This is a genomic window from Neisseria sp. HMSC066H01, from assembly GCF_001837375.1.
Lineage (GTDB): Bacteria > Pseudomonadota > Gammaproteobacteria > Burkholderiales > Neisseriaceae > Neisseria.
In genome coordinates, this window is the sequence record NZ_KV832189.1 from 294,767 (window position 1) to 306,007 (window position 11,241).

At 47.4% G+C, this 11,241-nt stretch carries 8 protein-coding genes; all 8 read left to right on the forward strand.

Annotated features, from left to right (window positions below):
• Positions 1-844 (forward strand): porin (locus HMPREF2551_RS01680; protein ID WP_070836918.1); only part of this gene is annotated, 844 nt, incomplete at its 5' end.
• Between the two features lie 469 nt (positions 845-1,313).
• On the forward strand, positions 1,314-3,608 hold the full coding sequence (locus HMPREF2551_RS01685; protein WP_283122395.1) for a NosR/NirI family protein: 2,295 nt from the start codon (positions 1,314-1,316) through the stop codon (positions 3,606-3,608).
• Positions 3,609-3,717: 109 nt separating this feature from the next.
• Positions 3,718-5,685 carry a TAT-dependent nitrous-oxide reductase gene (gene nosZ / locus HMPREF2551_RS01690; RefSeq protein ID WP_036493194.1) on the forward strand — a complete coding sequence of 656 codons (1,968 nt, stop codon included), beginning with the start codon at positions 3,718-3,720 and terminating at the stop codon, positions 5,683-5,685.
• A 192-nt stretch (positions 5,686-5,877) separates the two neighbouring features.
• On the forward strand, positions 5,878-7,263 hold the full coding sequence (locus tag HMPREF2551_RS01695) for a nitrous oxide reductase family maturation protein NosD (protein WP_049322791.1): 1,386 nt from the start codon (positions 5,878-5,880) through the stop codon (positions 7,261-7,263).
• Between the two features lie 56 nt (positions 7,264-7,319).
• A complete protein-coding gene (locus HMPREF2551_RS01700; protein WP_070836893.1) occupies positions 7,320-8,219 on the forward strand; it encodes an ABC transporter ATP-binding protein in 900 nt (299 codons plus the stop codon).
• The gene (locus tag HMPREF2551_RS01705) at positions 8,216-9,046 is read left to right on the forward strand and encodes an ABC transporter permease (protein ID WP_036493197.1); all 831 of its coding nucleotides are present in this window, start codon (positions 8,216-8,218) and stop codon (positions 9,044-9,046) included. Before HMPREF2551_RS01700 ends, HMPREF2551_RS01705 begins: the two co-directional genes overlap by 4 nt.
• Positions 9,043-9,537 carry a nitrous oxide reductase accessory protein NosL gene (locus HMPREF2551_RS01710; RefSeq protein WP_003748604.1) on the forward strand — a complete coding sequence of 165 codons (495 nt, stop codon included), beginning with the start codon at positions 9,043-9,045 and terminating at the stop codon, positions 9,535-9,537. Before HMPREF2551_RS01705 ends, HMPREF2551_RS01710 begins: the two co-directional genes overlap by 4 nt.
• A 117-nt stretch (positions 9,538-9,654) precedes the next feature.
• Positions 9,655-10,674, forward strand: a complete 1,020-nt coding sequence (locus tag HMPREF2551_RS01715; RefSeq protein ID WP_070836894.1) for an FAD:protein FMN transferase — start codon at positions 9,655-9,657, stop codon at positions 10,672-10,674.
• Positions 10,675-11,241: the final 567 nt, after the last annotated feature.

The window sequence follows — 11,241 nt, forward strand, 5'->3', positions numbered from 1 at the left end:
AGTTGAACAAAACACTTCTATCGCCGGTGGTGACTCTGGTTTTGCTAACCGTGAATCTTTCATCGGTTTGGAAGGTGGCTTCGGTAAAGTTCGTGCCGGTAACCTGAACACTGCTCTGAAAGACAGCAGCGACAGCTTCGACCCTTGGGAATCTGGTGCCGCTAACGCAGACGCTCTGCAACTGGGTAAAATCAAACGTGTAGATACTCGTAAAGTGTCTGTACGTTACGACTCTCCTGTATTTGGTGGTTTCAGTACAAGCGTACAATACCAACCTCGCGACAATGCTAATCCTGGCGACAAATACACTCACACTGTGAAAAGCCGTGAATCTTACGATTTGGGTCTGAACTACGAAAACTCTGGCTTCTTCGGTCGCTATGCTGGTTCTTACGCTAAACGTGCTGACCTGGATGCTGGCTACTTGGATGCATTCAACGGCAACACTACTTTGGCTGCTGGTACTTACAAAGATCACCAAGCACACCGTCTGACTGCTGGTTACGATGCTAACAACCTGATGGTTGCTGTTGTAGGCCAATACGAAGGCTTTAAAGCTGACGTAGCTGGTGCTAAGAAAAACGAACGTACTGAAGTTGGTGCAACTGCTGCTTACCGCTTCGGCAACGTAACTCCTCGTGTTTCTTACGCTCACGGCTTCAAAGCTAAAGAAGAAGGCGTGAAACAAGAGAACAGCGCGTACAACCAAGTTATCGTTGGTGCTGACTACGACTTCTCTAAACGTACTTCTGCCCTGCTGTCTGCTGGCTGGTTGAAAGAAGGCAAAGGCGACTACAAATACGAGAAAACTGCTGGTACTGTTGGCCTGCGTCACAAATTCTAATCTGACTTAAGATTAGTCTGAAAAAGAGCCTGTTTTATACAGGCTCTTTTTGTTTGTGTAGAAAGTACATTTATTGTTGAAAGAGTGGAGTAAAGTATTTTCTGAATTATTTTCAGACGGCCTATTGAAATTAAAATCGAATCTTTGTATTCTACTTTAATATATGCTGAATAGAATTTTGGGAATTGTTTTGAGTATTATTATAAATAAATTAATAATATAAGAAGATTTGTTGAATCGGGTTGATTTTCCTATGTTTCATGTCTACCGAAGATGGGATTGTTCAATATAGTTCTAAAGTATTATTAGCATATGGAATTTGGTTTTAAGATTTGTAAACTTGATTTTAATCAAATTATTGCCGATGGATGATTCATATAATATCAGTGTTTAGAGTATCGATATATCGGGAATAGCCATGTCCTGCCTTGAAGTAAAGTGTTTAAGTGGCATTTGGAAACGAATCCTTATGCTGTTCGCTGTATTTTTCATGATGATGGTAAGCCTGCCTGCTTACGCGGAACGCTTGCCTGATTTCTTGGCAAAAGTTCAGCCGTCTGAAATTTTCCCAGGTGCTGACCGCTACGGTAAGCCTGAAGGTAAGCCTTTGGTTGCTCGCGTATACAAGGGCGAAGAGCAGCTTGGCTTGGTTTATATCACGACTGACGTGGTCAATACGCGCGGTTATTCGAGCAAACCGATCGATACGATGGTTGCCTTGGCCAATGATGGCACTATTGCCGGTGCAAAATTGGTTGAGCACCATGAGCCGATTATGCTGATCGGTATCCCGCAATCCCGTGTCGATAAATTCATTGACAAATATATCGGCTTAAATTTTATTAAAAACCCGCCTCAACCAGGTGTTGCACCAGGGGATATTATTAGTGGTGCGACTGTAACCCTGATGGTCATCAATGACAGTATTCAGCGCTCTGTTAAAGCGGTAATCCATCAATATCATTTGGGTACAGATAAAGCAGTTCAAGCCGGTACGGCAGCTGCTTCCGGCGAACAGTCTGCCGAACCTTCCGTTCAAACCCGTCCGCGTCGTGTTGCCAATCAAGACAAACAAGATATCCTGTCATGGAATGCGCTTTTGGAACAAAAAGCCGTCGGTCATCTGCATATTTCTATCGACGAAATCAATAAACTGTTTGAGAAAAGCGGTAAAGCAGGTGTGGCAGATCATGCGGAGCAGGGCGATGGTAACGATACATTTATTGATCTGTATGTTGCCTTGGTCAGTCAACCTTCCATCGGTAAAAGCCTTTTAGGTGAAGCCGGTTGGAACAACCTGCAAAAACGTTTGAAACCTGGCCAAGAAGCCGTGATGGTGGCCGGCGAGGGCCGCTATTCTTGGAAAGGTTCGGGTTATGTCCGCGGCGGTATCTTTGACCGTATTGAAATGATTCAAGGCGATACCAGCTTCCGCTTTACCGATGCGCAACATGAACGTGTAGTTGCTTTATCCGCCGAAGGTGCTCCCGCGTTTAAAGAAGTTTCTTGGTTCACCATCCCTGAAGGTGTGGAATTTGATGGTGCCGAACCATGGCGTTTGCAATTGATGATTCAACGCGTATTGAGCGTAAATGATAAGGCATTTGTAACTGCCGATTTGGATTATGAATTGCCAAAAGGCTACTACGTTGACGATCCTAAAGCACCGCCGGTTGAAATCAGCGCACCGGTTGAGCCGGTGGCTGCGGCAGCCTCTGCTCCGGAAGAAAGTACAGGTATTGCAGAAGATGCAACGGCTGAGGAAGGCGTATCCAACCAACTTTGGAAACAGGTTTGGAAAGCCAAACAAGGTCAAATCGTGGTTGTCGGTATTGCTTTGACAATTCTTCTGTTAGTATTCCTGTTCCAAGACTGGATTGTCCGTTACGAAAAATGGTATGACCGGTTCCGTCTCTGTTTCCTGACCTTTACGCTGTTTTATATCGGCTGGTATGCTCAGGCACAATTATCGGTAGTGAATACTTTGACGTTGTTCTCAGCCATTTTGACTGAGTTCCACTGGGAATTCTTCCTGATGGATCCGCTGGTATTCATCCTGTGGCTCTTTACAGCGGCGACCATGCTGTTGTGGAACCGCGGTACATTCTGTGGATGGCTGTGTCCTTTCGGTGCATTGCAGGAGTTAACCAACCGTATCGCTAAAAAATTGGGTCTGAAACAAATTACAGTGCCACACTTGTTGCATACCCGCCTGAGTGCGATTAAATATGTAATTTTCTTCGCCTTGTTGGCAATTTCCCTGTACGATTTGGGTACGGCTGAAAAATTTGCTGAAATTGAGCCTTTCAAAACTGCAATTATTTTGAAATTCATGCGTGAATGGTGGTTTGTTCTGTTTGCTGCCGCTTTGCTGATTGCAGGCTTGTTTATCGAACGTTTCTTCTGCCGTTATCTGTGTCCTTTGGGTGCAGGTATCGCATTGCCGGGCCGCTTCCGTGTGTTTGATTGGCTGCGCCGTTATAAAATGTGCGGTAACCCATGCCAGATTTGTACACACGAATGTCCCGTACAGGCAATCGCACCTGAAGGCGACATTCATCCGAACGAATGTATCCAATGTCTGCATTGTCAGGTAATGTATCATCACGATACGCGTTGTCCTCAAGTAGTGGCAACGAATAAGAAAAAACAAAAACAAGCGGCGGCAAAAGCTGATCAGCATGATGCGGCAGCAACGCAAAATGCCCAAGAACAAGTCGTCCAGTTTGTTAAAAAAGAATCGGCAATCAGTGTCGACAAGTAGTAATTTATCAATAAAAAAAGAGGGCTGTATCGGCAGCCCGACTTAGAAAGTTTTTCATCGGCAGGCCGTCTGAAAAATCGGCCGCCGGATTTTATCCAAGGAGTGTCGTATGTCAGACGAAAAATTAGAACAAAACGGCTTAAGCCGTCGTTCATTCTTAGGTACTGCCGCTGCTTCCGGTGCAGGTATTGCCGGTGCCGGTTTGTTGGGCTTGGCCGGTTGCTCTAACGGCGAGGGTGATAAAGCTGCTGCTTCCGGTGCTGCACCTGCCGAGAAAGCCGCTGCTCATTCTGCCGAGCCGGGCAAACAAACTTCCGAAGTCGGTCCAGGCGAACTTGACCAATACTACGGTTTCTTGTCAGGCGGTCAATCAGGCGAAATGCGCTTGATCGGCGTACCTTCTATGCGTGAGTTGATGCGTATCCCTGTATTCAATATGGACAGCGCTACCGGTTGGGGTCGTACCAACGAGAGCCTGCGTATTTTGAATGAAAAAATTACGCCGGAAACCCGTAAATTCCTGCAAGACAGCGGTCTGCGTTGCTACCCTAACGGCGACTTGCACCACCCGCACTTGTCTTTTACCGATCAAACTTACGACGGCCGCTATGCATATGCCAACGATAAAGCAAACAACCGCGTTTGCCGTATCCGCTTGGATGTGATGAAAACCGATAAAATCGTTGAAATTCCAAACGTTTCAGGTGTTCACGGTCTGCGTCCTCAACGCTATCCGAAAACCGGCTACGTATTTGCCAACGGCGAGCATATTGTTCCTGTTGACGGCGTAGGCAAATGGGATGATCCTAAAACTTGGAATGCCGTTTATACTGCAGTTGACGGCGAAACCATGGACATCGCATGGCAAGTATTGGTAGACGGTAACTTGGATAATGGCGATGCCGACTACCAAGGTAAATACTCTTTCTCTACCTGCTATAACTCTGAGCGCGCTCTGACTGTACAAGGTGCATCTTCTAACGAACAAGACTGGTGTGTGGTATTTAACCTGGCCGCCATCGAAGAAGGCATCAAAAAAGGCGACTTCAAAGAAGTTAACGGCGTGAAAATGTTGGACGGTCGTGCGGAAGCCAACTCTCCATACACTCGTTATATCCCGGTTCCTAACTCTCCTCACGGCTGTAATGCAAGCCCTGACGGCAAATACATCATGCTCAACGGTAAACTGTCTCCAACCGTTACCGTATTGGATGTCAGCAAACTGGATGACTTGTTTGCAGGTAAAATCAAAGAGCGCGATGTTGTCGTAGCCGAGCCTCAACTGGGTCTTGGCCCATTACACACTGCATTTGACGGTCGCGGCAATGCCTATACTACATTGTTTATCGACAGCCAAATGGTGAAATGGAACATCGATGACGCGATTAAAGCCTATAAAGGCGAGAAAATCGATCCGATCAAACAAAAACTCGACGTTCACTATCAACCGGGCCACAACCACACTACCATGGGCGAAACCAAAGAAGCCGACGGTAAATGGTTGGTATCTTTGAACAAGTTCTCTAAAGACCGCTTCTTGAATGCCGGTCCTTTGAAACCTGAGTGTGACCAATTGATCGACATCTCCGGCGACGAAATGCGTCTGGTGCATGACAATCCGACTTTTGCCGAACCACACGACTTGTGCTTGGTTGCCGCGTCTAAAGTGAACCCAAGCAAAACTTGGGACCGCAAAGACCCATGGTTCTGGCAAGAAGCTTTGGAACAAGCTCAAAAAGACGGTGTTGAGCTGGAAAAAGCTGCCAAAGTCGTACGTGAAGGCAACAAAGTACGCGTGTACATGACTGCCGTTGCGCCTGCTTACAGCGTTCCTCAATTTGAAGTGAACCAAGGCGACGAAGTTACTGTATATGTAACCAACGTTGAGACCATTGAAGACTTGACTCACGGCTTTACTTTGGAAGGTTATGGCATTGCTATGGAGATTGGTCCGCAAGCTACATCTTCTGTAACCTTCAAAGCTGTCCGTCCAGGCGTACACTGGTACTACTGCCAATGGTTCTGCCACGCATTGCACATGGAAATGTCTGGCCAAATGATTGTTAAACCAAAATAATTTCGGTTTGATGATTTAATTCTTCAGGCCGTCTGAAAAAACATTCTTTCAGACGGCCTTTATAGCAAAGTTGTTTGTCGGCCGATATGGCCACAAAATGAAAGCCATCATCAGACAGCTTTGCTATAACACCAAAATACCTGTTTCCGCATCGGTTTATCATGCGGCAAGCAGGCCGTCTGAAACAGAGATATGATTATGACGCACACACAAATCCATCGTTCCAAATGGCAACGTGCCGCACTCGTATTGCTGCTTGGCAGCATGGTTCAGACGGCCTTTGCCGCAGTCATCAACGTATCCGCACAAGACAATCTCAATGATGCTTTGGCGCGCGCCCAAGCCGGCGATACGCTCAAGCTTGCTTCCGGTACATACAAAACCAAACTCTATATCGACAAACCCATTACCATCGAAGGCCCTGCCGACCGTTCCGCCAAGATTGTCGGCGACCGGAGCGGGAGAACGGTTGCCGTTCATGCGCCTGATGTAACTTTGCGTAATCTGACCGTTTCCCATTCCGGCATGAGTTTGCCGGCAATGGATGCCGGTATCTATTTAGAAGAGACGGCAACGCGCGCGCTGGTGGAACATAACAACATCATCGACAATTCCGTCGGCGTGTATATTCACGGTGCGGCAGAATCCATGGTGCGGGAAAATAAAATCATCGGCGATGCAACCCTGCGCGTCAACGAACGCGGCAACGGCGTAACCGTCTGGAATGCGCCCGGTGCTCAAGTGGTCGATAACGATATTTCCAAAGGCCGTGACGGTATTTTTTCAAATACCAGTACCCATAATACCTACAAAGGCAACCGTTTTAGCGACTTGCGCTTTGCCGTCCATTATATGTACACCAATGACAGCGAAGTCAGCAACAATATCTCCGTCGGCAACAATATGGGTTATGTGCTGATGTTTTCCGAACGCCTGAAAGTGTATGGCAACATTGCCGTTGGCAGTCGCGACCAAGGCATTATGCTCAACTACGTCAATTATTCCGAAATTCACGATAATGTGATCAACAAGGCGGGCAAATGCGTGTTTGCCTACAATGCCAACTACGATAAAATCTTTGCCAATCATTTCGAGAACTGCCAAATCGGTATCCACTTCACCGCAGCCATCGAAGGCACAACTCTGTACGAAAATTCATTTATTAACAACGAAAGCCAGGTTAAATATGTCAGCACCCGCTTCCTCGATTGGGGCGAGGGTGGTCGCGGCAACTATTGGAGCGATAACAGCGCCTTTGACCTTGACGGCGACGGCTTCGGCGACAGTGCCTACCGTCCCAACGGGATTATCGACCAAATCATCTGGCGCGCACCCGTCGCCCGGTTATTGATGAACAGCCCTGCCATCAGCATTGTCAAATGGGCGCAATCGCAATTTCCCGCCATCCTGCCCGGCGGCGTAATTGACAGCAAGCCTTTGATGAACCCCGTCCGCAATAAAACGACAACCAAATACGAAGCCATGAAGGACGAATTGCTGCATGAAGCAAAAACGCACCAATCCGAATGGGGTAATGCCGAAAACGGTGCGCTGACAGGCGGAAATGCCAATATGTAACCTTTCAGACGGCCCAATTCCAAAGGCCGTCTGAAACATTCACTAGAGGAATATCCATGAGCAGTACCAACCACGTTGAATTGAGAAACGTGACCAAGCAGTTTGGCAGCCAAAAGGCCGTCAACCAAGTCGATCTGATTCTCAAGGCTGGCGAGAGCGTCGGCATGGCAGGACACAACGGTGCAGGTAAATCTACCATTATGAAGCTGATACTCGGCCTGATTACGCCGACCGAGGGCGAAGTGATGCTTTTGGGAGAACCGACCGGCAGTAAAGCAGGGGCGCAGCGTCGCAGCCAAATCGGTTACCTGCCTGAAACGGTTGCATTGCACCCTTCATTGACCGGTATCGAAACCATGGATTTCTATGCCAAACTTAAAAAACAGCCCCTGAGTAAAAACCGCGAATTGCTCGAGCGTGTCGGCATTTCCCAGGCCGCACGCCGCCGCGTCGGCACTTACTCTAAAGGTATGCGCCAACGCCTCGCTTTGGCACAAGCCTTGTTGGGCGAACCTAAAGTCTTACTGTTTGACGAGCCGACTACCGGTCTTGATCCGGCTTCGCGTCAAATGTTTTATGAAGTTGTGCGCGAACTCAATGGACGCGGCGCAACCGTATTGCTCAGCACCCACGCACTGGCCGAGCTTGACGGCCACGCCGACCGCATCATCGTCATGAAAAACGGCGTGAAAGTTGCCGACGGCAGCATGGATGAGTTGCATGTTCAAAGCGGCCTGCCGCTGACCGTCAACGTCCGCTTGAAAGAAGCGCGCCCGTTGAGCGAGCGTTGGCATCCGCTTTCAGACGGCCTGTCATACCAAGCGCAATGTAAAGCAGAAGAGCGTATGGCTCTTTTGAGCGAATTGGGTGATTTGGGCAGTCTTGCCTACATCGATATCCACACGCCTACACTTGACGATATGTACGCGCAATTCTTGAAGAGGGAAGACGTATGAACCCCGTTTGGATTATTACCGGCAAAGAAGTTCGCGACAGCCTGCGCAACCGTTGGGTTCTTGCCGCCGCACTTTTGCTTGCCGCATTGGCACTGTCATTAGGCTTTCTCGGCAGCTCGCCTACCGGTTCGGTCAAGGTTGATCCCTTGACGGTAACCGTAGTCAGCCTGTCCAGCTTGTCTATTTTCTTGATTCCGCTGATTGCGATGTTGCTCTCTTATGATGCACTGATTGGCGAAATCGAGCGCGGTACAATGGCGTTGCTGCTAAGTTACCCCATCTCACGCAACCAAATCCTTGCCGGTAAATTTATCGGCCACCTCATCATTCTTGCCCTTGCTACCACGGCAGGCTACGGATTGGCAGGTATTACCCTTCAGCTTGCCAACGGCGGTTTTGATATTGCCGCATGGCAGCCTTTCGCCCTCTTGATTGCTGCCAGCGTGATTCTTGGCGCAGCCTTTTTGTCCATGGGCTATTTGATCAGCGCAAAAGTTAAAGAACGCGGTACTGCCGCCGGTATCGCTATCGGCGTATGGCTGTTTTTTGTCGTTATTTTCGATATGGCACTTTTAGGTGTTTTGGTTGCCGATACCGAACAAGTTATTACCGCGCCTGTAGTGGAAACCGTTCTTTTGTTCAACCCCGCAGATATTTATCGCCTGCTGAACCTGACGGGTTACGAAAATACAGCCATGTATGCCGGCATGGCGGGTTTGAGCGAACAAATCAGCCTGAGTATGCCTGTTTTGCTGACGGCTCAGGTATTATGGGTTATCATTCCTTTGATTTTAGCCGCCTGGATTTTCGGAAAGCGACAAATATGAGAAAAATATTATTGACAACCTTCACACTCATCGCATTGGCAGCCTGCAGCAAGCAGGACAACAGCCCTCCGCCTGCGCCCCAACAAATCAGCGACAGCGCGGTCGGTCATTACTGCAGCATGAATTTGACTGAACACAACGGCCCTAAAGCGCAAATCTTCTTGAACGGCAAACCTGAAAAACCAGTTTGGTTTTCCACCATCAAGCAGATGTTCGGCTACACCAAGCTGCCTGAAGAGCCGAAAGGCATTCATGTCATCTATGTTACCGATATGGGTAAAGTCAAAGATTGGGAAAAACCCAATGCCGACACCGAATGGATAGATGCGAAAAAGGCCTATTACGTTATCGAAAGCAGCTTTATCGGCGGCATGGGGGCGGAAGATGCGCTTCCTTTTGCCGACAAGGCACAAGCTGAAAAATTCGCCAAAGAAAAAGGCGGCAGAGTTGTCGGTTTTGCAGAAATGCCCGACGAATATATTTTCAAATAAAACAATCAATAAAGGCCGTCTGAAACCATTTCAGACGGCCTTTGTGTTGAAGGCTGCCGATTGATATTTAATGATGCAGACGTTCAATGTAAAAATAAAAAATCCAAGGAATACGCCATGTCCACCCCTTTAACGCGCCGCCGCTTCATTGCCGTCGCCGCCACACTTGCCGCCGGTGCCGGCATTCCCTTTGTCATCAGCCGAAAAACCAATCAGCCGGCTCATTCAGCCGGCCAGAATCAAGAAGGGCAGCCTGTGATCTGGAAAGGGATTGCATTAGGCTCAGGTGCGGAATTGCGTTTGTTCGGCGTTGGGCGCAGGCAGGCGGAGATACTGATCAACAAAGTATTGGCAGAAGTTTCACGATTGGAAAAAATCTTCAGCCTGTATCGGGACGACAGCCTGATCAGCCGCTTAAACCGAGAAGGCCGTCTGAAAAATCCGCCATCCGATTTTTTGCAGCTGCTCAGTATCAGCCGGGATATTCATCAGCTGACGCAAGGTGCATTTGATCCCAGCATTCAGCCTTTGTGGAATCTGTATGCCGACCATTTCAGACGGAATCCGAAAACCGAAACGCCGCCGTCTGAACGCAGCATCAAAGATACGCTTAAATTGGTGGACTTCAATAAAGTTAACTTTGATACAAAAGAAATCCGTTTTGCCCAAAAAGGCATGGGCTTGTCGCTTAACGGCATTGCCCAAGGCTATATTACCGACAAAGTAGCTGAATTGTTGAAGCAGCAAGGCGTTTCTCAGGCATTGATTGATATGGGGGAGATTTACGGCTTTGATAATGCCAACCAGCGCGAGTGGAATGTCAGCATCCGCAATCCTGACCAAGAAGACCAAATTCTGACCACCATTACCATGAAAAATCAAGCGTTTGCCACATCGGGCGGCTATGGTACGGTAATGGACGAGGCAGGCAAATTTACCCATCTTTTTGACCCGCGCACAGGCGGAAGCCAGCCGCGCTATAAAAGCATGAGCGTTATGGCAGAAAGTGCGGCGGTTGCCGATGCTTTTTCGACTGCATTTTCCATTATGGATGAAGCGGCCATCCGAGCAGCCGCCCAAGTCAAAAAGGCACAGGTTTGGCTGGTAATGCCGAATAATGAATTGAAGAAGATTTGAGGTGGGAAAAAGAATGGTTTTGCCAATTGGTTTGAATATGAATAAGAAAATCTTAAGTTATTGAAATAATGGAGTATAAAAAAGAAGGGTTGTCCAAATAGACAACCCTGAAACTCTTGCAGCTGGGAGTAATTAGCAAGAGATTACGACACTTAAAACAAAAATTCACTCATTTCAAAGCACGAAGCTTTAACATCTAAGCAATACGGTATTTCGACCGCTCAAACCCCTTCGAAACGGAGAAACACAACATTATGGGAAAATCCGACAAAGTGGTTTAAAGCAATTAAGATGAGCGGTCTAAAAAGCAGATAACCGGATGTCTTTAGATAAACGGTATAATATCAGGATAAGCGAAACATTACCAGTGAATATTATAAAAAAGTAGAATAATTCATTTAGTGATTGATTATATTGAATAAAAACATGGATTTTTATTGAATATTTTTACAACAGTTGATTCGGTTTAATATAAGAAATTATATAAGTGATTGTTATCAATAAAAAATAATTTTTTGACTTTGTGAGTGATGATAGAAAAAGGCCGTCTGAACGTTCAGACGGCCT